Source organism: Streptomyces sp. NPDC005799 (assembly GCF_040630525.1).
GTDB lineage: Bacteria > Actinomycetota > Actinomycetes > Streptomycetales > Streptomycetaceae > Streptomyces > Streptomyces griseorubiginosus_B.
Map to the genome: position 1 here is coordinate 54,023 of NZ_JBEXXQ010000048.1, position 21,565 is coordinate 75,587.

The window sequence follows — 21,565 nt, forward strand, 5'->3', positions numbered from 1 at the left end:
GCTACTCCGCCCGTCCCGGCCGGTCCTGCTCCCCGTGCGCGGCGGCGCCTGGTTCCCACTGCTCCTTCCGTGTCTCCCGCACCTGTGTGTTGCGACCACCGAGTGCTTCGTCGCGGACCTTCAGCTTGAGTGTGAGCTTGTGGGTGCGGCTGCTGCCGCGTTCCGCGCCGAGATCCGCGCTCACCACGCCGAACGCCAGCTTCACCCCTGGCCTGACATCCGAACGCAGCTCCAGCAGGAGTTCGAGGGTGGCCTCCTCGATCTCGAACCTCAGCCGTCGCCGCGCACCGGCCTCCTGCGCCGCGTCCAACTCGGCCCGCAGTGTCTCCAGCGCCTCCGCCAGACCACCCGGCTCTCCCTCAGGAGGCCGCCAGCTCCCGTCGCCCGAGACCGCCGTGCCGCCCCAGCCGTCTGCGTGGTCCTGTCGACGTTCGGCCTCGTACAACGGGTCCCCCCTCACACCGCGCCGCAGCAGCCGTCACCGGGCTCCAAGGCCAGTGTGCGCCAGCCTGAGCCGTTCGTGCAGCGGAACGCATCCGTCCTGTTCAGACCCCGCACGAGAGACGTGGCGCCGCGTGGACACGAGCAGCATGGGCACGCGATCAGGTCCATGCATTCCACGCGGATTCCACGTGGGCGTGCAGGACGAAGCGGGGCTCGGCCGAAATCAGGAGTCGGACAATGGCAGCGGCGCCGACGACGTGAGGCGGACGTGCGGAGCAAAGTCAATCAGGCAGCGGAGGGTCTCCGCCGTGATCCCTTCTTCGCACCGCAGCGCCTTCACGGCGAGGAAGATCTGGTCAAGCTCCTCTCCGGCTCCCGTCTCTTGTCCAGCCCGACGTTCCCGGGGCATCGCGATCACGCAAAGCCCCGTATGGCAGTACCTCCGAGCCTCACGTCAAGGAGCCCGTCCGCGTCGCTTGATGTCGGCTGGGGCGCGCTGCCGTCCGGAGGCCGGCACAGACGCCGGGACTGCGGATGTCGCGTCAGAACACCCGTAGAGGGGAGTTCTCTGCCAGGCACTGCGCGCGGATCCGTTCGCCGGCGTCGGCGAAGGCGGAAAGGTCCTTCCCCTCCGCGGCGCGGACCAGGTCCTTTAGCGCCTGGCAGGCACGCGCGGCGGCCCCGTGGGAGGCCACTTCGGGCCGGCCCGCGCTCGTGTCGACTGTCAGCCCGGTGAGGACCGTGGCGAGTACGGTGTTGTGGCCGTCCTCGGCCAGTCCCACGGCCTCGAAGAGTGCTGCGGTCTTGTCCGCTCCGGTCATGTGGTCCGCGCTGCGCATGATGTCGTGGAGCGCGGCGGCGCAGCTGCTGCTGCCCGAGGCTGTTGTCGACGGTCAAACAATTCGGCTGACCGTCGACAGCTTCTGGCGTGTACCGTCGGCCTCAGCCGCCTGCCACAGGCCTGGAGCCGATGGCTGCGCAGGCCGCCTTCTTCGTGGGATAGCCGTCCGCCGGGTAGATCACCGGTCCGCCGAGTTCCCTATGGCTGGCGGTGGCGGAGGACTCACCGCTGTCGGGCTGCGCATTAGGGAAATAGCAGGCTGCGAACCGGGCCGGCTTGGGTGTCTGAGGCACTGTGCCCTGTGCGGGCCGGTTCCACATCGCGTCCCAGGCCGCCGCGCAGGAACGCGCCGCGTCCTGCGGATCGAAGCTCTTCATGGCTTTGAGTGTCAGTTGACTCAGGTCCGCATCGGGCGACAGCGTGCGAGCGCACATGACATTGCGCCCGTCCTCGCCCCATGGCCCGAACGTGGCCACGGCAGCCGTGGTGGCGCCCCCGAGGAGGGCGGCTGTGACCGCACCCACCATGAACAGATGCCGGCGCCTGCTGGAACCGGCCGTGGCAGGCGGCTGCTCGGTCCGTCGCAGGATCTCCTGCAGTACGGCCTGGCCGGCTTCGGAGACCGCCCAGCCGTCGGTTTTGTCGCCGGCGGGGCGCAGGGCACGGACGGCGGCGAGGTCGGGCGCCTGGCCGTACTGGGTGACGGTCTGCTTCATGCTGACTCCCGCTGGGTGAAGTGGGGCTGGGAAAGAACGTCATGGACCGGTTGTGCATGGTCTGCACAGGGCAGCTCTGCCCTGAACCGTTTGCGGGCCCGGTGCAGGCGCACAGCGAAGGCAGTGGCCGTGCAGCCCATGACCACGGCCGCCTGCTTGGCCGTCAGGCCGTACCAGGCACTCAGCAGCAGTGCCTCCCGGTCCTGTTCGGACAGCGCCGACAGTGCGGCGGCCACCTCGGCACGCGTCCCTATCGCGTCGCCGATCTCCGCGGACCCCGTCCGGTCGGCCATCATTGCCAGGCGATCGGTCAGTGCGCGGTGCCGCTGGTCGGACCGCACACGGTTGGCGAGCAGCCGCCGGGCCGAGGCGAGCAGCCACGGCAGGGCATCGTCGGGTACGGCCCCGGATTTGCGCCAGGCCAGCACGAAGGTCTCCGACAGGATGTCCTGCGCGGTCTCCCGGTCCGTACGGTGCAGCAGATACGCCAGGACCCGATCAGCATGAGCCGTATAGAGAGCTTCCAGGGCCCGGTGTCCGGCCGGGTCACCGTACTCCCCGGCGGTTGTTCGTCGTCGTCTCACAGCACCTCCATGTTCCGTCCGTCAACGGCCGTCAACCGGGAGATGTACGGCCGGGCCGGATCTCTTACAGCCCCTGGCGGATTCAGGCTCGGGCCGCATCGGCAGGCGTGACACGGAGCACGAGACAGCCGTGAGTAAACACCCCGCGAGGCGCCCGTGCGCGACCGCCACCTGCTCGGGCAGGAAGGCTTCACCACCCTCGCCGACTACCTCACCGGCCGCCGCTCGGGCTAGCGCTGCTTGCGCAAGGCCGCTCGCTTCAGATGCGTGGCGCAGGGTGTCGAGAACGTGCCACTGGCTCCGTCCCCGGGACATCACCGGCCACCACCGGCCGCACGAGGAGAAGGAGAAATCGGCATGGCGATTCAGCGGATGGACAACGTCGGCATCGTCGCCGGCGAGGTCATCGTCCGCATCGAGCACTCCGGTGCCCGCGCCGCACCTCACCGGTCACACCCTGAACGACCAAATCCGTTCGCCCCCCGAAGGCACGCCAGGCACACGCATGCGGGCTTGTCGATTATGAGCGGCCTCAACACGCTCTACAAGGCCGCGCATCTCCGGCAGTTGAACCCGTGTCACAGCAAGCAAGCCACCGGGCGAGACCGCGTACGCCATCGCGCATCCGGCGAGGATGACGCTCCGTCAGATATTCGGCGGTGTGTCCTTGGTGCATCTCGTTTTGGCGAGGGTGCTGTTCATGCAGGCCGATGCATCGTTCTGGGAGTCGCTGGTGTTCGCCGGTATCGACGAGGTGGCGGTCGAGGCGGCGACCGTCGCCTTCGGGATGGTCGACATCACGGCGAGAGGAAGCGTGCCCGGACTGCGGGCAGTTCTCGGAGCGGGTGCACGACGCCTACCAGCGCAGGCTGCGGGATCTTCCCCTCGGCGGCCAGCGCGTCGTCATCCAGTTGCGGATCCGCCGCTTCATCTGTGGTACGCCGACCTGCCCGCGCCGCACCTTCGCGGAACGGTTTGCGCAGCTGACGGCCCCATACGCGCGGTTCACCATCCGCCTGAACCGCACGCTCGAGCGCATCGGGCTCGCGCTGGCCGGGCGGGCCGGCGCCCGGCTGGCCGCCCACCTGGGCCTCGGCGCGGGGCGGATGACCCTGCTGCGCCGGGTGATGGCCCTGCCGGATCCCTCATTCCCCACGCCCCGGGTGCTGGGCGTGGACGATTTCGCCACCCGGCGCGGTCACACCTACGCCACAGTGATCACGGACGGCGAGCGGCACCGGCCCATCGAGGTGCTACCCGGCCGTGAGGCCGCGCCCCTGGCCGCCTGGCTGGCGGCGCACCCCGGAGTCGAGGTGATCTGCCGGGACCGGGCGGGCGCTTATGCCGAGGGCGCCGCGCTCGGCGCCCCACACGCCCTGCAGGTCGCAGACCGCTGTCATTTGCTTCAGAACCTGGGCCAGGCCGTCGAGAAGTTCGTCGCAGCCCACCGTGACGCACTGCGCTGCGTCGTCGTCCCTTCCGAGAGGGAGGCTGCCCTCGCCGTGACCGGCGATGCCCACGCATCACCCCCGGATCCGATCATGGCACCGACAGGCCGGCGGGCCCAGCGCCAGCGCGCTCGCCATGCCATGGTCCCCGACCTGTTGAACGAGGGCATGAGCATCCGTGCCATCGCCCGTCACCTGGGCTGGGGCCGGCACACCGTCCAGCGGTACGCCCGCGCGGCCCGCTGACAGGACATGGTCACCGGCCGCCGCAGCCGGACGAGCCGCCTCGACGTCCACCGGCCCTACCTGCAGCGGCGCATCGACGAAACCGAAGGCAAGATCTCCATCAAGGAACTGCGTGAGGAACTCGCCGATCGGGGCTGGCCGGTGCCCTACAGCAGCCTGCGGGACTGGGCCCGCAGCCGCCTACAGTGGCCCGACGCTCCCGCCCCGGCCGCAGCGGCACCGTCCGTCCGCACGGTTGTCGGCTGGATCACCCGCCACCCGGACAAACTCACCGAGGATGAGGTCCAGCAGTGCAAGGCCGTGCTGGCCGCCTGCCCGGACCTGGACCAGGCGCACCAACTGATCCGTGACTTCGCACAGATGCTCACCTCGCGTACCGGCACCCGGCTGCCGGACTGGATCGACGCCGCCCGCGCCGGATTCAAACTGCTCCGCAAGATGATCCTGCTCCAGTGACGCTCTGCAACCGCTCCCCAAGATCTGTGCCAGAGCCCACTGACCGACGTCACAGCCAAGCGTCGTATGGTCACCGCGCTCGACGGCCCTGCTGTCCCGTCTTCGATGAACTGGTCCCTGTCTCAGGCGAACTGGCCCGGTTCGCTCTACGTCTCATGCGAAGTCGTTCGCCGTCCCGGCGTCAGATGCCTCATCGACGAGCGTGCGCCGGCAGCAGGAGAGCCCGGACCAAGACAGCTGGACTGTGTTGCCGTGCATCACTCCGGGCCGTCAGCATATGTTGACGGCCCTCGCCTGTCAGCATACGCTGACAGGCATGCAGAACACACTCGAAGTCGCCGAGGGTGCTGCCAGTAACGACCCGGACGTCGGGCTCCGTGCAGTGGCTGCCCTGCGAGAACTCACCGAACGGCTGGAGATCCTCCAAGTCGAGAACGCACGCAAGCTGGGATGGACCTGGCAGGAAATCGCCGAGCGGCTCGGCGTCACCAAGCAGACCGTGCACCGCAAGTACGGCCGGCTGATCGGGAGGCGATGATGTTCGAACGCTTCACTCCCGGCGCCCGCACCGTCGTGGTCCACGCCCAAGAGCACGCCCGACGGCTCGGACACCACTACATCGGCTGCGAGCACCTCCTGCTCGCCCTCGTCTCCACCGACCAGCCGGCGAACTCCGTTCTGCGTGAGCACGGTGTCACGCCAGCACGCATCGAGGAGGAGATCGTCCACCTGATCGGACTCGGCACGGGATCGCCCCCGTTCGGCGCCCTCGACCGGGACGCGTTGGCCTCCATCGGGATCGATCTCGACGCCGTGTGCGCCAGGATCGAGGAGTCCTTCGGTCCCGAAGCCCTCGCCCGAGCAGGCAAAACCGGCCTCCGCGGGTCCCGCCCGTCCAGGCTGAATCCCCGGCGCGGAATCCCCCCGGGCCTCGTGCGCCACTGGCGTCGGCGGCGCCGCACCCGACACACACTCCTGACCGCACGGCCCCCCGCTCCCGCCGGTCTGCATCAGGCCACCGGCGCCCGAACCACCGGGCACATCCCCTTCACCGATCGCGCCAAGGAAACCCTGGCGGACGCCGTTCTCGAAGCGCAGACCCGGCACGACCCCCACATCGACACCGGGCACCTCGCTCTCGGGCTCATCGCCAACAAGGGCGGGCTGGTGCCTTCCCTGCTGTCGGCGCTCGACGCGTCAGCCCCGGCGCTGCGCGCCGCGATCATTGACCGTTACCGGCGGGCGGGCTGATCCCGCTCCCTGTCGGATCGCCGACCACGCAGTCCTGACACCAACGCCCCACATCGCCACTCCCGCCACCGGCCACCACCCCCTTCCGGCATCACTTCGGACCTCCTCCCCCACGCCACCCCTCTGAACTCCGGCAAAGACGAGGGCCCGCTACACAGTCCCGGCTGCGGACAGGGCGCGGCGTAACGGGCTCGCCACCCGGCCGCTGCGTCGGTGAAATCCCCGACGATCCAACGACCGGCATACCCGGTGACGTTGAAAGGGAAGAAGGGGTGAGCGAGTGCGCGGGCGTCCAGCACCGTGCTCACGGTCAGCGTGAGGAGAGGAAGGGGGGCGCGGCATGATCGCAACGTTTGTCGCAGGTCTTTCCGCCCTGAGCGGTGTGGTCCTGGGAGGCTGGCTGTCCATGCGTAACCACGACCGCATGGCGCAGCGCGAGCATGAGAGGCAGTGGCGCGAGGTCCGGCTGCGCTTTTACAACGACTTCCTGGCAGCGCACCGCAAGTACGTGGCGTTCGTCTTGGAGCCGACCGCCCGCATCACCGCGGCACCCCATCCTCGCTCACCAGGTCGCTTGATGCCGTTCTTCGAGGAGACGGGACGGCCCTACAAGGAGACACTTGAGGCCGGATTCACCGCCATGCGGCTGGTGGCGCTCAGCCCCGCGACGGTCGGTACGGCTGTTCAGATGGTCACCCACGCCCGCCAACTCGCCGCCGCACGCGCCACCTGCAGCCCAGCAGACCTGCCCTCCAGCCTGTTCCAGCAACTGTGGGAGGCCGAACAGGACTTCCTCAACGCCATCCGTGGCGAGCTCGGCCTGCAACCGATGCCCCGCGATCCCGCCCAGAGCTCGTGACCGTGAGTTGCAGCGGCGGCATTTCACTGGGGCCGCTTTCCACGCCCTTGTATCGTGCGGGCGCGGCACCCCCTGGCCGGCGCCGTTGACCAGGACCGCGAGCGCAGGGCCGTGTCTCAGATCCCGCTGAGGCACCCCCGCCTGGCGGTCCTTCTGCGTGCCCAAAGGCGCAGCAAACGGTGGGTGCGCAGGCGAAGATGAATGTCGAGCGGACACAAGACAGTGGCGGGAGATTAGTCGGGTGCCGGATGAGCAGACACAGCCTGCTGCATGGCGGCGCGATGTGCTGGGCGCTGGGCGCTTGGGGCAGCCGATCGCGCGGTGCAGCCCGCTCGATCTGGAGGTGCATCCGGTTGCCTCCCCACTGGGCGGTGTCGGCGGTCAGGGTGTCCGGGAGGTGCTGCTGCCCGGCTATGTGGTGCGCGATCATGACCGAGTGCTGGCCGAGGTGGTTCGCGAGGCGGCGCGGGGCCGCAGTCACTTGGTGGTGCTGGTCGGTTCGTCCTCGACCGGGAAGACTCGGGCGTGCTGGGAAGCGGTTCAACCGCTGGCCCGGTGGGGTTGGTGGCTGTGGCATCCCTTCGCCCCTACTCGGGCCGAGGCGGTGCAGGCCGGCCTGCAGACGGTGCCCCCTTGCACCGTGGTGTGGTTGAACGAAGCCCAGCACTATCTCGGTGATCCCCTGCTGGGTGAGCAGATCGCTGCTGCGCTTCATGGCCTGCTGACCGATGCCGGCCGGGGACCGGTTCTCGTCCTGGCCACGCTGTGGCCGGAGCTCGTTCAGCAGTACATGGCTCTGCCCCGGCCGGGCGAGGGCGATGTGCACAGCCGGGTGCGGGAACTGCTCGCCGCGCGGATGCTGTCGGTGCCGGAGGCCTTCGACGACGAGGCGCTGCGCGCGGCCACCGTGCTGGCCGAGGAGGGTGATGTGCTGCTGGCGGATGCGCTCACCCGGGCCGGCACGAGTGGGCGGATCACCCAGGATCTGGCGGGGGCGCCCGAGCTGCTGCGCCGTTACCGGCACGGCTCCCCGGCAGCCGTGGCCATCCTCAGCGCGGCGATGGACGCCCGGCGGCTGGGGGTCGGTGTGCATCTGCCGCAGCTGTTTTTGGCCGAGGCGTGCGTGGACTATCTCGAAGAGGTCGATTATGCCCAACTCGAGGAGGGATGGGTGGAGTCGGCGTTCGCTGAGCTGACCCGGCTGGTGCACGGTAAGCAGGCGCCGCTGCGCCGCGTCGTCCCGCGTCTGCGGCATCGTTCTCCCCTCCCTGTGCCGGCCGACGGTCTGGCGGCGAACACGCCGGCCCTCTTCCAGCTCGCCGATTATCTGGAGCAGCACGGCCGGGCCACGCGTCGCAGGCTGTGCCCGCCGGCCTCGTTCTGGGACGCTGCCGGGCGTCACCTCTTGGGCCCGGACGACCTCGATGGCCTGGCCCGCGCTGCTCGGGCACGCTACCGCCTGCAATGGGCTGATCACCTTGGCCGGCGTGCCGCCGAAGCCGGCCAGGTGCGGGCGCTGGTGGCTCAGGCGGCCCAGTGCGCGCGGGCCGCCAACTGGGCGGAAGCCGCCATGCTGTACCGGCGGGCGGCCGACGCCGGCCACACCCGGGCCTGGGCGCTGCTGGCGGAGGTGCACGAGCAGGCCGGCGAGCCTGAGATGGCCGAAGACCTGGCCTGGCGGGCGGCCGCGGCCGGCCATGTGCGGGCGCTCGCCCGGATCGCGGTGCTGCGGGAAGTGGCCGGAGACCGGGCCGGAGCGCAGACGCTGGCCCTGCGGGCGGCCGAGGCGGGCCGCGGCCAGCCGCTGCAGCGGCTGGCCGCACTGCGCGAGATGCGGGGGCGACGCGAGGACGCCGAGGCCACCGCTCGCCTCGCCGCCGGCCATGGCCACCCGCACGTGCTTGCCATGCTGGCTGAACTGCGTGAGATTGCCGGGGAGCTGGCCGGTGCGCAGGCGCTGTACCAGCAGGCCGTCGACGCCGGCCACAGCTATGCCCTGGTCTGCCTTGCGCTGCTGCGTGAGGAGGCCCACGACCTGGATGACGCCGACGACCTGGCCCTGCAGGCTGCCGCAGCCGGGCACCTACGCGCCGTGGCAGTGCTGAGCGGGCTGCGTACCGAAGCCGGCCATCACGACCGTGCCGAAGCGCTGTGCCATCGGGCCGTCGCGGCCGGCCACACCCAGGTTTTGCTCGTGCTGGCCGGGTTGCGCCAGCAGGCCGGCGATCCGGACGGCGCCGAAGGACTCTACCGTCAGGCCGCTGAGGCGGGTCACAGCCAGGCATGGCTGTTCGCGGCGCGGCTGCGGGAGAAAGCCGGCGATACCGACACCGCGGAGACTCTCTACCGCAGGGCCGCCGACGCCGGCCACATCTCCGCGCTCACGGCGTTGTCCGCGCTGCGGGAACGGGCCGGCGACCCGGCCGCTGCCGAAGACCTCGCCTGGCAGGCCGCCGACGCAGGTGCAGCCCACGCCCTCTCGCACCTGGTGATGGTCCGCCGCCGCGCCGGACGCCTCCAGGACGCCGACGCCCTCGCCCGGCAGGCCATCGACGCCGGCCACATCCCCCGGGCCGACTTCCGCCGCAGCAGCCCCCACCCCCGCTTCCCCCACGGCCTCGACCCCGACGGCACCCCCACGCCTCCCTGGCCATAAGGCCCCCCAACCCACGCTGGGCCCGACTGCAGTCGGCCTCACCCGGCGCAGGTTGGTGCGTGTTTTCGAACTCCCGTTCACAGCTGAGTCAGGCGGTCTCTTCTGCCTGGGTGCGCTGGTCGGGCTGGGTTGCCGCCCAGGCTGCGGCGACCAGGGGGCGGTGTACGTCGGCCCGTCGGATGCAGACGCCGATGGTGAGCGGATCTGGTTCGGATAGGGCGGTCACCTGGCGAAGTCTCGTATGGAGTCCGCTGTGTTGCAGGACAAGATCGGGCACGATGCCCGTGCCGTAGCCCAGAGCGACCAGGGTGAGCAGCGCTTCATGGCCGTCGGTCTCGGCAGCGAGGTGCGGACGGATACCCAGGGCTCGGACCCACTGGTCGGCGGCAGCGCGCACGAGTCCCTGCCGTGGCAGGACGAAAGGCTCCGCCGCGGCGGTGAACTCCTCGTCGGTCAACGCTGGGCCGGCCTGGACGAGGACGAGCGGGGTCTGTGTGATCTGCCGGGCGAGCACGGTGGCGGGAATCCGGGGTGGGAGGGCTGCGACGGCGAGGTCGGCCTTGCCCTGGTTCGTGGGCAAGCCGAGCCAGGGCGGGCAGTCACTCGCCGTCGAGCCGCCCACCCGGGCAGTCGGAGCGGGTGATCATGCTTGCCAGGGGCATCCTCCCCTGATGCACATAGTGGGCATCGCCATCATCAGCGCCGTCGGTCTGTTCGTCTGGCTGCTCGCCGCCCTGTTCCTCCTCCTGGCTCACAACCACTGGCAGGCACGATGGACACGCGCGGCGCACCTCGTCGTCTCCGCGGTGATCCTGGGGGCGCTGGCATTCGGGATCTACCGGCTCATCCTCGCCATCCCGGCCGAAGGATGCGGGTCGTCCCCGGCTGCGAAGTCGAGCTGCTCCCTGGGCTAGGTAGGCGGCCGCCCTCTCGATGAGGGCTTGGCCGGCGCACGACAGCCAGGAGCAAGTCGGCGGTGTCGGTCGCCGTTCCTGACGCCACGGCCTGGACCGACACCCCGACGAACAGATCGGTTCGGGAGGTGGTCAGGGGGTGGCGAGGGCGGTACGTGCTGTGTCGAGGAAGTCGGCGTGCGCAGCCGGGTACTGGCCCGCCGTGGCGTTCGTGTCGAGGGAGCGTTCCACGGTCTCGGCAGCGGAGCTGACCGGCTCGGGGCCTTCGAGCCGCACCAGGGTGAGTGCCTCGGTGACGGCGCTCAGGGCTGCGCGGTGGCGGTCGCGCAAGCCGGCCGCCTCAGGGGTGCCGAAGGCCTGCTGCCACGCAAGGCGGCGCTGGTGGCAGGTGTCGGCGGCGGTGAGGAAGGCGGCGTAGGCGCTCCGGCGCACCTCACGCTGCGCGGCAAGATGCTGGGCGGTCAGCGTCTGGCGGGCCACGTCGAGTTGGGCGTCGGCTTGCAGACGTCCGGCCTCCCACGCCGCCTCCGCCTGCCGGCGTCCGGCGTCCCAGGCCGCGTCCGCCTGACGCTGGCCGGCCGCCCAGGCCGCATCCGCCTGCCGGGCCGCGGCCTCGACGGTGCTCTGCGCCTGCTTCCGGGCGGCCGCCAGCGTGAACCATCCGGTGACTGCGCCGCCCGCCAGGGCACCGGCCACCGCCGAACCGGCGGCGATCCACGCCGTCATCACCGCATCCGACACCCAGGCCCCCTCCCGTCCAACCCGCTGTCCACCGGTGCAGTGTGCCAGCCATCAAGGGGCCCGCGCGGAGCGTCAGTCCATGCGGTGAACGCCGCCTGCTCCATGGCGTACGGGCGGGCAGGTCCGCCGATGGTGGTGGTTGCGGGTGGGGCGGCAGGAGCATGAACTGCGGTGGAGGCCAGACTTCCCCGGGGGGTGAAGGGGTGTCGCACGAACACATGCCGCGCGCTGCAGCCCGGCGTGAGCTGCACGGCAGGCTCCATGACGGTCTGACGCTGAGTCGGTTGACCAGGACGCAGCTTGCCGACAGGTCGGGGCTGGGGCGCACGACCGTCGCCGAGGCTCTTCGGCCCGATGGCCGGCTGCCGTCGGCCAAGGCGGTGGCAGCATTGGCAGGGGCGTTGGGGATCCCGGCCCGCGAGCTTTTGGCGTTGCGGCGGGCCGCGGCCGACGGGATGGGCCCGGCCGTGGTGAAGGGGCTGGTGTTGGGCAGGCCGGTCGAGGACTGGGAGCCGCATGCCCTGGAGGTTCATCCGGCCGGGAGCATCGCGAACGGGCAGCAGGCGGGTGCCCTCGATGATCGGATCCTGCCCGGCTATGTGCACCGTGCCCACGACCGGGTGCTGGCCGCTGCGGTACGGGAGGCCGTGGAGGGGCACAGCCGGATGGTGGTGCTGGTCGGGTCTTCCTCCACGGGAAAGACCAGGGCGTGCTGGGAAGCGGTGGGGCCGCTTGCGGGCACCGGCTGGCGGCTGTGGCATCCGTTCGATCCGACCCGGGCAGAGGCTGCGCTGGAAGACTTGGGCCGGGTGAAGCCGCGGACCGTGGTGTGGCTGAACGAGGCGCAGCACTACCTCGATGGTCACCGTGCGGGCGAGCGCATCGCTGCTGCCCTGCATCACCTGCTCACCGATCCCGCACGCGGGCCGGTGCTCATCCTGGCGACGCTGTGGCCCGAGTGCGCCCAGCAGTACACCGCCCTGCCGGCCTTTGGCAGCTCGGACACCTACAGCAGGGTGCGCGAGTTGCTCGCCGGACGCACCATCGCGGTGCCCGACCTCTTCGATGCTGCTGCGCTGGAGCGCGCTGCAGCCCTGGCCCACGGCGGCGACCACCTGCTGGCCGACGCTCTCACCCGGGCCGGCACGAGCGGGCGGATCACCCAGGATCTGGCGGGGGCGCCCCAGCTTCCGCACCGCTACGAGCACGGCACGGCAGCTGACCGCGCTCTGCTCGAAGCCGCGATGGATGCCCGCCGCCTGGGTATCGAGCTGCACCTTCCCCAGCCGTTTCTCACCGACGCGGCCCGCCGACTACCTCACCGATGTCGACTACGACCAACTCACCCATGACTGGGCAGAAGCCGCCTACGCCGAACTCGCCCGCCTCGTCCACGGAAAACAGGCGCCGCTGCGTCGCTTTCACCCGCGCCCCGAACGCCGCCGACCCCAAGCACCGTCGGTGTCCTCGCCTTCCACGGCTGTACCCGTCTTCCGCCTGGCCGACTATCTGGAACAGCACGGCCGCACCCTCCGCCGGCAGTTGTGTCCGCCCGTGAGTTTCTGGCACGCCGGCCATGCGCATCTCACCCGGGTCGATGACCTCAAGGCCCTGGCCGCAGCGGCCCACAGGCGACACCGGCTGCAATGGGCTCACCACCTCACCTGCCGTGCGGCGGAGGCCGGCGACGCCGACGCCCTGGTCTACCTCTCCCCCTTCAAAGAGCGGTCCGAGCAGCACACGGCGGCCGAAGAAGTGGCCCTGCAGGCGGCACGTGCGGGTGACACCCGAGCCCTGGCGCAGCTGGCCCGGGCCCGGGACAAGGCCGGCAGCACACAACGCGCCGAAGCACTCGCACGGCAGGCCGCCAGGGCCGGGGACGGACGGGCTCTGCTCCGCCTCGCCCGGGCGCGCGAAGAGCGGGGAAACCGTCAGGGTGCCGAGGACCTCTATCGGCAGGCCGCTGAGGCGGGCAACACCGACGCGCTGATCCAGCTGATGCGCATCCGCCGCGAAGCCGGCAACTTACAGGGGGCCGAAGAAGCCGGCTGGCAGGCCGTCAAGGCCGGCAGCGAACACGCGCTGGTCCACCTGGTCAGAATCTGGCACGAGAACGGCCGCGAGGACAACGCCGAGGCCCTGGCCCGGCGCGCCGCAGCGGCCGGAAAGCTGCGCGCCCTCACAGCGTTGGCACTGATGCGGGAGAAGGCAGGCGACCGACAGGCAGGCGAAACCCTGGCCCGGCACCTGCTCGACCTTGGCAGTCCCACCGCGCTCGCCGAACTGGCCCGGCTACGCAAGGAAGCAGGAGACCATACGGCTGCCGGGCAGTTCGCCCGGCAAGCGGCCACGGCCGGCCATACACGTGCCCTGGTGGCTTTAATGCTGGAGCGGGAAAAAGCGGGCGCCAAGCAGGGTGCCGAGGCTTTGGCCAGGCACGCCCTCACCCCATCAGGCCACCGCTCGTCACCGGGCCTGCCCCTGCGGCACCCAGGGACCGCGAACCTCAGGGGTGCCGCAGCAGCCGGCTGGCCCCTCCCCGCGTCCCCCCAGACGTACGCCCTGCTGGCACTGGCCCGGCTCAGGAAGCAGACCGGGGATGACGACGGCGCCGAGGTCCTCTTCCAGCAGGCGGCCGATGCAGGCGACATCGAGGCCCTCGTGTCGCTGTCCCGCCTGCGGGAGAAGGCAGCAGACCATGCAAAAGCCGAAGCGCTGGCTAGGCAGGCGGCGGCCGCCGGCAACCCTCGCGGCCTGCTCCACCTCGCACGGAAGCGAGAGCGGGACATCAGCATGACATCAGAAGTTGCGGAGGACACCGCGGACCAGGGCGTGTTCGGCGGGGTCGACTCCCACGCCGACACCATCCGCGGTGATCAGCGACAACGGCGGCCACCTCGCGGACGCCGGGTTCGCCACCACCACCGCCGGACACGCCGCGGCCCTGGCCTTCCTGAACGCCCACGGCCGTGTGAGGGCGATGGGCGTGGAAGGCACCTCCTCCTACGGCGCCGGCTTCACCCGTGCCGCCCGCTCGGCGGGCCAGGCCGACTACAACCTCGACGTCCTGCCCTCCTCCTGGCAGGAGACGGCCGACGACATCGCCAGTCCCCCGGACCCGCACTCCGCCGACCGCGAACGGTACGGACTCGTGCGCGACACCGGCCGCGACGACGCCCCCGTACCGCAGTACGCCACCCGCTCCACGCCGACCGACGCGGGCACCGTGCCCCAGCACTCCGCAGTGTCCTGACCATGTCCGCGCCGTAAGGAACCGGCGCGCGGCGGCTCAGGTGGGGCGGGACTCGCGCTCCGACTTCGCGCGGACCATGTCGATGACCGCTTGGACGGCCGTCACGAAGTTCTGGGGGTCGTCCAGTCCCACGAACCGTGGTGCGACCCGCGCGATGTTGGGGTATTTGTCGGGCGGCAGCGTGAGGTAGTCGGTCTTCCAGGCGTGCAGATCGGCGTCTCGGAGTTCCGGGGACAGCGCGGCCAGGCTCGCGTCCATAGCGCTGTAGGCCAGCACCAGGTCGGCGAAGACCCGGTAGTAACGGGCGGCTTCGGCGTCGTCGAGGCCGGCCCGGCGCATGCAGTCCAGTTTGCGTTCCACGGACCGGAACTCGTTCTCCCGCCGGGCCGTGCGCGCGGCGGCCAGGGCCCCCACCCGGGGATGGCGGAGAAACGCCTCATGGATGTGGATCGCGATCTCCATCAGGTCGTGGGCCCAGTCGTCCGTGGGCGGCGGGGTGCTGGCCAGGGCCTCCTCGTGCAGGGCGTCGATGAGCGCCAGCAGCAGTTCGTCCTTGTTGCGGAAGTGCCGGTAGATCGCCGTCGGATGGGCGGACAGCTCACGGCCGAGGGCCTGGAACGTCAGCTTCTCCATACCGGCGGAGTCCGCGACCCGGAACGCCGCCTGGACGATCAGCTCCTGGCTCAGGGTGCCTCGCGGCAGCCGGCTCCGGCTCGCCCTCTTGGTCGTCCTGGCACTGCTGTCGGTCATGCTTCCTTCCCCCACCTCGATCGCTCCCATGATCGCGCACCCGGCCATGATGTCAGCCGGCCACCGCCGAACCGTCCGCGCGCGGATCGGTGGCCGCCGCCAGGTGCGGTCGGCCGTCCCCGGCAACACGCCGCACCAACTGGCCGTGTCCCACTCCGTCGTCGTCCGCGCCGAGCGATCGGGTGGTGAAGCCCGCCCCCTCGATCGCGTGGACGCCGACGGTGGGGACGTCCCGCTCGGTGCTGACGACGCCCGCGCCGGTCGTCACCCCCGCCTCCATGGCTCCGAGGACCCAGCGTGGCAGCGACACGGCGTATTCGGGAGAGGAACCGGCGGCGAGGTGCAGGGCCATGTGGGTGTGCACCTGGGGTTGCGCGCGTCCACCCATGGCGCCGTGCGCTCCGACGAGTTCGCCCCCTTCGCGGACCAGAACCGGCATGAGCGTGTGCAGCGGCCGCTTCCCGCCGGCCAGATGGTTGGGCGAGGCGGGGTCGAGGGAGAACGAGGCGCCCCGGTTGTGCAGGACGATCCCCGTACCGGGGTCGAGCACCGCGGCACCGAAGCTGTGGAAGACGCTCTGGATCAGGGAGACCCAGGTGCCGTCCGCGTCGGCCACCACCACCGCCACGGTGTCACCGGTCGCCTTGCGCTGGGCGAGCAGCTCGATCGCCGTGCCGGCCATGGCGTGTTCGGCGATGTGCCGCGCGTACGCGTCGGACAGCAGCTGCTCGACGGGGGCGCTGCTCCACTCCGGGTCGGCGCAGTGGCGGTCACGGTCGCCGGCGGTCCAGGCGAGTACGGAGGCGACCACGCCGGCGTCGCGGCCCAGCGGGTCGAGCGGCCCGCGGACGGTGCGGGCCACGTCGAGTGCCTTGAGGCCCTGGAGGAAGTAGAGGCCCTGCGAGTTCGCACCGGCCGACAGGTACTCGACCCCGTCGTACTCCGCGGCGAGCGCCTGCGAGAGCTCCACGGTGTGCGCGGCGAAATCCTCCTCCGTCATCGCGGAGCCGCCGGCCGCGAGCAGCTTCACCAGGCTCGCGCCCACCTCTCCGCCGTACATCGCGGCGGGGCCTTCCGCGCCGATCTGGGCCAGGGAGCGGGCGAGGTGGGGCTGGCGCAACGTCTGTCCAGCCGCGAGGACCTCGCCGTTGGCGAAGAACACGCCGCGCATGCCGGGATCGCGCGCCAAGCGGCTGCTCTCGCGGGCGAGATCGTGGGCCAGTCCGGAAGCGACGGGCACCCCCTCACGGGCGGCGGCCTCGGCGGGCGCGAGCGCCGAGGCGAGCGGACGGGTGCCCCAGGTCTCGGCGAGCACGCCCCATCCGGCGACCGCGCCGGGAACGGTCACCGGCAGGGCGCCGAGCACGGGCATCAGGTCGTACGCCGCCGTCAGCGACGCCACGTCGACCGCGCGAGGGGACCGGCCGCTCGCGTTGACGAAGCGGATGTCGCCGTCCCGGGTGCCCACCAGTGCCAGCAGATCGCCGCCGACAGAGCACTGGTTGGGGTACACCACCGTCAGCATGGCGGCGGCGGCGAGCGCCGCGTCGACCGCGTTGCCGCCACTGCGCAGTACCTCGGCGGCCACGTCGCTCGCCGCCGTGTGCGGCGTCGCGACGGCCCATTCCCCGCCCCTCGCGGCGAGCGGACGTTCGGTGAGTGCGGACATCGTTCCCTTTCCCGAGCGCGTCGGCGGCCGCCGGCGGTGCGGCCTCTTTAACCGCCGCGTTACATGGGGCTTCTTGACAGTCCGAGAGCGACGGGCCTAGCTTCCCTGTCATAGTCAACGCTATCGACTATGACACTGACTAAATCGCCGCGCAACAGCGAGAACTCGCAAAGGGGTTCGCACATGGCCAGGTCGCCCTCCTTCTCCCGTCGATCGGTGTCCGTGCTGGCCGGCGCCACCGCCGCGGCTGCCATGGCCCTCACCGGATGCGCCGGGACTTCCGGCGGCACCGACGCCGCCGCCACGAAGGCGGCGTCGGTCAAGGTGCCCGCGGGTGCGCTTGTGAAGGGCGGTCAGATCACCTACTGCTCGGACATCAGCGCGCCGCCGCTGACGTACTACGACGTCGCACAGAAGCCGGTGGGAGCCGAGATCGAACTCGGGAACGCGCTGGCCGCCGAACTCGGGGTCCGGGCGAACTGGGCCAACACCAGCTTCAACGGGATCATCCCGGCGCTGCAGGCCAAGCAGTGCGACGCGATCATCAGCCAGCTCTACATCAAGCCGGAACGGGAGAAGGTCGTCGACTTCGTCCCGTACATGTACGCCTCCAACACCTTCGTCGTGGCCGAGAAGAACGCCAAGGCCATCAAGGGCCCGGACGACCTGTGCGGCAAGAAGGCGGCCGGGCAGACGGGCACGACCGTCGTCCAGTACCTCACCGACCAGTCCAAGAAGTGCGCGGCGGCCGGGAAGCCGAAGATCGACATCCGGCAGTTCACCAAGGACAGCGACGCCCTGCAGCAACTGCGCCTCGGACTGGTGGACGCCTACGGCACGACGCTGGAGACCGCCGCGTATGTGCTGAAGCAACAGCCGGGCACCTTCAGCCTCGTCGGCGAACCGTTCAATCGCATCAAGGTGGGAGCCGCGACCCGCAAGGACGACGCGTCCCTGCACGACGCGCTCACCAGGGCGCTGGCAGCGGTAAGCAAGAGCGGCGCGTACGACGCGATCCTCAAGAAGTGGAACCTGTCCGGCGACGACATCGCCGGCTGATTCCGCGGCAGGCGCGCAGAGAGAGGACGACGTGACCCACGCAACCGTGCTCGCCGACGCAGGGCAGCCGGCCGGCTTCGACTGGCCGTTCTTCTGGCACTACCTGTTCTCGCCCTCCGGGGCGTTCCTCGACGGACTCTGGCGCACCGTCTACATATCGGTCATCGCCCAACTGCTCGGTGTGCTCCTCGGATTCGCCGTCGCCCTGGCCCAGCGCAGCCGCTTCTCCCCGCTGCGCTGGGGCGGCCGGACCTATGTCTGGCTGATCCGCGGCACGCCCCTGCTCGTCCAGCTCGTCCTCGTCTACAACGGCCTCGCCGCTGCGGGCATCTACCGCTTCGGTGACGTCCATGTCGGCGGGGTCGTGCTCCTCGGCGTCGTGCAGGCGGCCACTCTGACGCTCGCCGTGAACGAGGCCGCGTACATGGCCGAGATCTTCCGCGCGGCCCTCGACGCCATCGATTCCGGGCAGGCGGAGGCGGCGCAGGCGCTGGGCATGACCCCCGCGATGACCATGCGGGTCGTGCTGCTGCCGCAGGCGATCCGGATCATCGTTCCGCCGCTGGGTAACGAGTTCAACCTGATGATGAAGTCGACCTCCCTCCTGTCGGTCATCGGCCTGCAGGAGATGTTCCTGACCGCGCAGTCGATCAACTCGGCGACTTTCAAGACCTTCGAGATCTTCCTCGTCGTCGCCTGCTACTACCTGGCGCTGACGACGGTGTGGTCGTTCGTCCAGCGGTTCATCGAGCGCAGACTCGCGGATCCCGGACAGGTGATCGCCGCACCCTCGCTGCGCGGCCGGCTCACCGGTGGCGGCCTGGGCCGCACCACCGGCCGCGAGGACTCCACGCTCGTAGGCAAGGGGGCCCACTGACATGGAACCGATCACGAGGCCGGCTGACGCGTCGGCGGTGATGTCGGCGCGCGGGGTGATCAAGCGCTTCGGCGACGTCCGGGTGCTGAACGGTATCTCCATGGACGTGCGGGCCCGCGAGGTCGTGGTCATGGTGGGGCCGTCCGGGTCCGGCAAGACCACGTTCCTCCGCTGTCTCAACCACCTCGAACGCATCGACGAGGGCGAGATCCTCATCCACGGCCGTCCTGTCGGCTACCGGCCGCGGCCGTCCGGCTCCGATCGGCCGACGGGGAAAAGGCCGGTGGGGAAACGGCCGGTGGAGGAGCGGCCGAGAGTGGTGGCCGAACGCCGCCGCAACATCGGCTTCGTCTTCCAGCGCTTCAACCTCTTCCCCCACCTCACCGCGCTCGACAACGTGGCCGTGGCGCCGGCGAAGGTCCTCGGCATGCCGAAAGCCGAGGCCAGGAAGCAGGCACAGGAGCTCCTGGCGAGGGTGGGCCTCGGACACAAGGCGTCGTCGCGGCCGTCGGCCCTGTCCGGCGGCCAGCAGCAGCGCGTCGCCATCGCCCGCGCCCTCGCCATGAAGCCGGAGTTGATGCTCTTCGACGAACCGACGAGCGCCCTCGACCCCGAGATGGTCGGCGAGGTCATCGCCGTGATGAAGGAACTCGTCGACGACGGCATGACGATGATCGTCGTCACGCACGAGATGGGCTTCGCCCGCTCGGCCGCGGACCGAATGGTCATGTTCGACCAGGGGGCCGTCCTGGAGGAAGGCCCCCCTGAGAAGCTCATGACCGACCCCGCCCACGAACGCACACGCGCCTTCCTGCGCCGTATCAACGAGGGCGACTGAGCAAGCGCGGCGGACACCGGTCCCCCGGTCGCTGCCCGGAGACCCGAGAAGGGGCTTCTGGACCAAGCTCCTGACTTGTTGAATTGAGCCCAGATGCTCGGTCTGCAGCCGTAGCGTCCAGGGTGTCGGTCGGCACGGGCCCGCAGTGCTCCTTGCCGCCCCTCGCGGGCTGGCTCGCTGATAGCGTGCCGCCGCCGGCCGACACCTGCGCGGTGTGGCTCGACAAAGGCATGAAGGTGACACGGTGACTTCAAGTCAGGGTGCCCACCGCACTCTCCTCCGCCCAGCAGGGCGTCAGTCAGACCCCGAGCCACGGCCGCCGGAACCTGAGTATCAGCATCAATGTCAGTCCCTTCTGCAAGCATGCTGCCGTGACAACCACATCACCTGATCAGCGCCTTACCGAGGACACCCTGGAGTTCCTGCGGTCCGCAATTGAGACGGAGTGGCGCGAGCCGGCACTGGGAAACGATGGCGTCTCGGCGTGGGAATCCGAGCACGGGGTCGTGCTTCTGGAGCCGTACCGGAGCCTGATCGCCGAGATCACCAACGGGTCGTCCCTCGGACCGCCGGAAGACGGCGGCCTCCTCCCTCTGGGATGGCTCCCACCGGACTGGCCGTACGACAGAGACCGCAATCCCGCCGCCCCGTTCCCGCTCCAGGAGGCCTGGACCTGGGAAGACGAACCCCTCGCCGACGACCGCCACGACCGCGTGGCCGACGTCTACAACCACGGCTCCATCGTGCTCGGCACCGACGACGGACACTCCTACTGGGTCCTGGTCGTGACCGGTCCCCAGCGAGGCAAGGTCTGGATGGTCTCCGAAGTCGGCGCCTGCCCATATCCGATGCCGGAGGCCGTCGGCTTCCTGGAATGGATTCAACGCTGGCACGCCGGCGACGGTTGGTGGGACTGACCACTACCCGCACAGAGCCCGACGCGCGGCGAGGGCATCCGGCTCGAACCTATGCGTGGGGAAAGTTGACGCTGGTGCTGGGGAATTACGTGAAGTTCCACAACACTGTCTGCCTCGAGGGAAGGGGTGGGCTTCGTGGGGTTCGGTTTCCGTGTAGGGGTTCCGGGGATGAGTGTGCGCGTCTCGACGCGCGGCGTGCGTACCTCGATCGGGCCGCGCGCGGCACGAATCAGTGTCGGCAGCGGTGGTGCGCGGGTCTCCTCCGGGCTCGGCCCCTTCTACGCCTCCAGTTCCCTGCGCGGCAGCCGGGCAGGCACCACTACCCGGCGCAGCTCGCGCTCACGGACGGTGGCGCCGTCGGCCGCGCAGCTGGAGCGGGCGCGCCGGCAGGCGGAACGGGCGCAGCAGGAAGCGCAGCGTGATGCCGCGATCGCTGAACTGCGTGCATTGCGGCGTGAGATGACCGAGGTGCATCTGCAGTCGTTTCCCTCCGCACATCCTCCCGTGATCCCGGACATGCCGCAGCTGGGTCTGCCGTGGGCGCTGGCCGAGGCACAGGCCTTCCACCTGCAGGGAGTGGGCCTGCTGGCGAGGGCGGAGCGGGCCGCTGCCAAGCAGCGCGCCCAGCAGGACGCCCCCGCCTATCTGGCGGCAGAGACCGCGCGCCTGCACAGCGTCCGGGAACGGATGGCCGGCGAGGCCGCACAGTGGTGGCAGGCCCTGCTCGCCAATGACGAAGGAACCGTCTGCGAGGCCGTCAACACCGCCTTCTCCGACAATCCGGCCGCCGGCTGCGCCGTCGGCGTGGACGGCTCAGTGCTGTCCGTGCTGATGCGGCACCAAGACCTCGACACCCTGCCCACCCAGACCCCCGGCCTGACCCCCAGCGGCCGGCCCACACTGAAAAACCTCACCAAACGAGACCGGCTGCTGTGGTGGCTGACCTCCATGGGCTCGAACATCATTGCCACCCTCAAAGAGGGCTTCGCCACCGCCCCCGGTATCACCGTCATCGACCTCGCTGTCCTCACCCGTCTGCCCGACAC

Annotated in this window: 22 protein-coding genes; 13 read left to right on the top strand and 9 right to left on the bottom strand. The window is 70.4% G+C overall.

The features are described 5' to 3' along the window. Position 1 precedes the first annotated feature (1 nt). The 5 genes from ABZ453_RS36785 to ABZ453_RS36805 all read right to left on the bottom strand — a co-directional run bounded on the left by ABZ453_RS36785 (position 2) and on the right by ABZ453_RS36805 (position 3,383). Entirely contained in the window at positions 2-445 is a 444-nt protein-coding gene (locus ABZ453_RS36785; RefSeq protein WP_359022061.1) for a trypco2 family protein, read from the bottom strand. Between the two features lie 541 nt (positions 446-986). Continuing rightward, a complete protein-coding gene (locus ABZ453_RS36790) occupies positions 987-1,283 on the bottom strand; it encodes a hypothetical protein (protein ID WP_359022063.1) in 297 nt (98 codons plus the stop codon). A 103-nt stretch (positions 1,284-1,386) separates the two neighbouring features. Further along, positions 1,387-2,001, bottom strand: a complete 615-nt coding sequence (locus ABZ453_RS36795; protein ID WP_359022065.1) for a hypothetical protein — start codon at positions 1,999-2,001, stop codon at positions 1,387-1,389. Next, complete coding sequence (locus tag ABZ453_RS36800) at positions 1,998-2,585, bottom strand: sigma-70 family RNA polymerase sigma factor (RefSeq protein ID WP_359022067.1); 588 nt, start codon at positions 2,583-2,585, stop codon at positions 1,998-2,000. The genes ABZ453_RS36795 and ABZ453_RS36800 overlap by 4 nt, the downstream gene beginning before the upstream one ends. 645 nt (positions 2,586-3,230) lie before the next feature. After that, on the bottom strand, positions 3,231-3,383 hold the full coding sequence (locus tag ABZ453_RS36805) for a hypothetical protein (RefSeq protein WP_359022069.1): 153 nt from the start codon (positions 3,381-3,383) through the stop codon (positions 3,231-3,233). 47 nt (positions 3,384-3,430) lie between these two features. On the opposite strand from ABZ453_RS36805, the gene ABZ453_RS36810 reads away from it, so the two are divergent. The 6 genes from ABZ453_RS36810 (at position 3,431) to ABZ453_RS36835 (ending at position 9,501) form a co-directional block, all read left to right on the top strand. Beyond that, positions 3,431-4,279, top strand: coding sequence for an ISL3 family transposase (locus ABZ453_RS36810; RefSeq protein ID WP_359022071.1), 849 nt, complete (start codon positions 3,431-3,433; stop codon positions 4,277-4,279). A gap of 6 nt (positions 4,280-4,285) precedes the next feature. Continuing rightward, a complete protein-coding gene (locus ABZ453_RS36815) occupies positions 4,286-4,735 on the top strand; it encodes a hypothetical protein (RefSeq protein ID WP_359022073.1) in 450 nt (149 codons plus the stop codon). Positions 4,736-5,051: 316 nt separating this feature from the next. Then, on the top strand, positions 5,052-5,273 hold the full coding sequence (locus tag ABZ453_RS36820) for an AsnC family protein (protein ID WP_359022075.1): 222 nt from the start codon (positions 5,052-5,054) through the stop codon (positions 5,271-5,273). Then, positions 5,270-5,986, top strand: coding sequence for a Clp protease N-terminal domain-containing protein (locus ABZ453_RS36825; RefSeq protein WP_359022077.1), 717 nt, complete (start codon positions 5,270-5,272; stop codon positions 5,984-5,986). Before ABZ453_RS36820 ends, ABZ453_RS36825 begins: the two co-directional genes overlap by 4 nt. A gap of 340 nt (positions 5,987-6,326) precedes the next feature. Further along, the gene (locus ABZ453_RS36830; protein ID WP_359022079.1) at positions 6,327-6,845 is read left to right on the top strand and encodes a hypothetical protein; all 519 of its coding nucleotides are present in this window, start codon (positions 6,327-6,329) and stop codon (positions 6,843-6,845) included. A 241-nt stretch (positions 6,846-7,086) separates the two neighbouring features. Next, positions 7,087-9,501, top strand: a complete 2,415-nt coding sequence (locus tag ABZ453_RS36835; protein ID WP_359022081.1) for a hypothetical protein — start codon at positions 7,087-7,089, stop codon at positions 9,499-9,501. 88 nt (positions 9,502-9,589) lie between these two features. Here ABZ453_RS36835 and ABZ453_RS36840 read toward each other — a convergent pair whose 3' ends face one another. Beyond that, positions 9,590-10,081, bottom strand: a complete 492-nt coding sequence (locus ABZ453_RS36840) for a LysR substrate-binding domain-containing protein (RefSeq protein WP_359022083.1) — start codon at positions 10,079-10,081, stop codon at positions 9,590-9,592. A 91-nt stretch (positions 10,082-10,172) separates the two neighbouring features. Between ABZ453_RS36840 and ABZ453_RS36845 the strand changes: the two genes are divergently transcribed. Next, complete coding sequence (locus ABZ453_RS36845) at positions 10,173-10,415, top strand: hypothetical protein (protein WP_359022085.1); 243 nt, start codon at positions 10,173-10,175, stop codon at positions 10,413-10,415. Between the two features lie 132 nt (positions 10,416-10,547). On the opposite strand, the gene ABZ453_RS36850 is transcribed toward ABZ453_RS36845, so the two are convergent. Next, positions 10,548-11,156: a hypothetical protein gene (locus ABZ453_RS36850; protein ID WP_359022087.1), complete on the bottom strand. Its 609-nt coding sequence runs from the start codon at positions 11,154-11,156 to the stop codon at positions 10,548-10,550. Positions 11,157-11,440: 284 nt separating this feature from the next. On the opposite strand from ABZ453_RS36850, the gene ABZ453_RS36855 reads away from it, so the two are divergent. Together ABZ453_RS36855 and ABZ453_RS36860 are read left to right on the top strand one after the other, a co-directional pair. Beyond that, positions 11,441-12,508: a hypothetical protein gene (locus tag ABZ453_RS36855; RefSeq protein WP_359022089.1), complete on the top strand. Its 1,068-nt coding sequence runs from the start codon at positions 11,441-11,443 to the stop codon at positions 12,506-12,508. 1,520 nt (positions 12,509-14,028) lie between these two features. Next, positions 14,029-14,409 carry a hypothetical protein gene (locus ABZ453_RS36860; protein ID WP_359022091.1) on the top strand — a complete coding sequence of 127 codons (381 nt, stop codon included), beginning with the start codon at positions 14,029-14,031 and terminating at the stop codon, positions 14,407-14,409. A 36-nt stretch (positions 14,410-14,445) separates the two neighbouring features. On the opposite strand, the gene ABZ453_RS36865 is transcribed toward ABZ453_RS36860, so the two are convergent. Both ABZ453_RS36865 and ABZ453_RS36870 read right to left on the bottom strand, forming a co-directional pair. Continuing rightward, positions 14,446-15,159: a TetR/AcrR family transcriptional regulator C-terminal domain-containing protein gene (locus ABZ453_RS36865; protein ID WP_359022093.1), complete on the bottom strand. Its 714-nt coding sequence runs from the start codon at positions 15,157-15,159 to the stop codon at positions 14,446-14,448. A 52-nt stretch (positions 15,160-15,211) separates the two neighbouring features. Next, a complete protein-coding gene (locus tag ABZ453_RS36870; RefSeq protein ID WP_359022095.1) occupies positions 15,212-16,828 on the bottom strand; it encodes a gamma-glutamyltransferase in 1,617 nt (538 codons plus the stop codon). A 183-nt stretch (positions 16,829-17,011) separates the two neighbouring features. Between ABZ453_RS36870 and ABZ453_RS36875 the strand changes: the two genes are divergently transcribed. The 4 genes from ABZ453_RS36875 to ABZ453_RS36890 all read left to right on the top strand — a co-directional run bounded on the left by ABZ453_RS36875 (position 17,012) and on the right by ABZ453_RS36890 (position 20,519). Beyond that, a complete protein-coding gene (locus ABZ453_RS36875; protein WP_359022097.1) occupies positions 17,012-17,887 on the top strand; it encodes an ABC transporter substrate-binding protein in 876 nt (291 codons plus the stop codon). Between the two features lie 31 nt (positions 17,888-17,918). Then, entirely contained in the window at positions 17,919-18,764 is an 846-nt protein-coding gene (locus ABZ453_RS36880) for an amino acid ABC transporter permease (protein ID WP_359022099.1), read from the top strand. Between the two features lies 1 nt (position 18,765). Beyond that, positions 18,766-19,602, top strand: coding sequence for an amino acid ABC transporter ATP-binding protein (locus ABZ453_RS36885; protein ID WP_359022101.1), 837 nt, complete (start codon positions 18,766-18,768; stop codon positions 19,600-19,602). 371 nt (positions 19,603-19,973) lie between these two features. Next, the gene (locus ABZ453_RS36890) at positions 19,974-20,519 is read left to right on the top strand and encodes an SMI1/KNR4 family protein (protein WP_359022103.1); all 546 of its coding nucleotides are present in this window, start codon (positions 19,974-19,976) and stop codon (positions 20,517-20,519) included. Positions 20,520-21,565 lie beyond the last annotated feature (1,046 nt).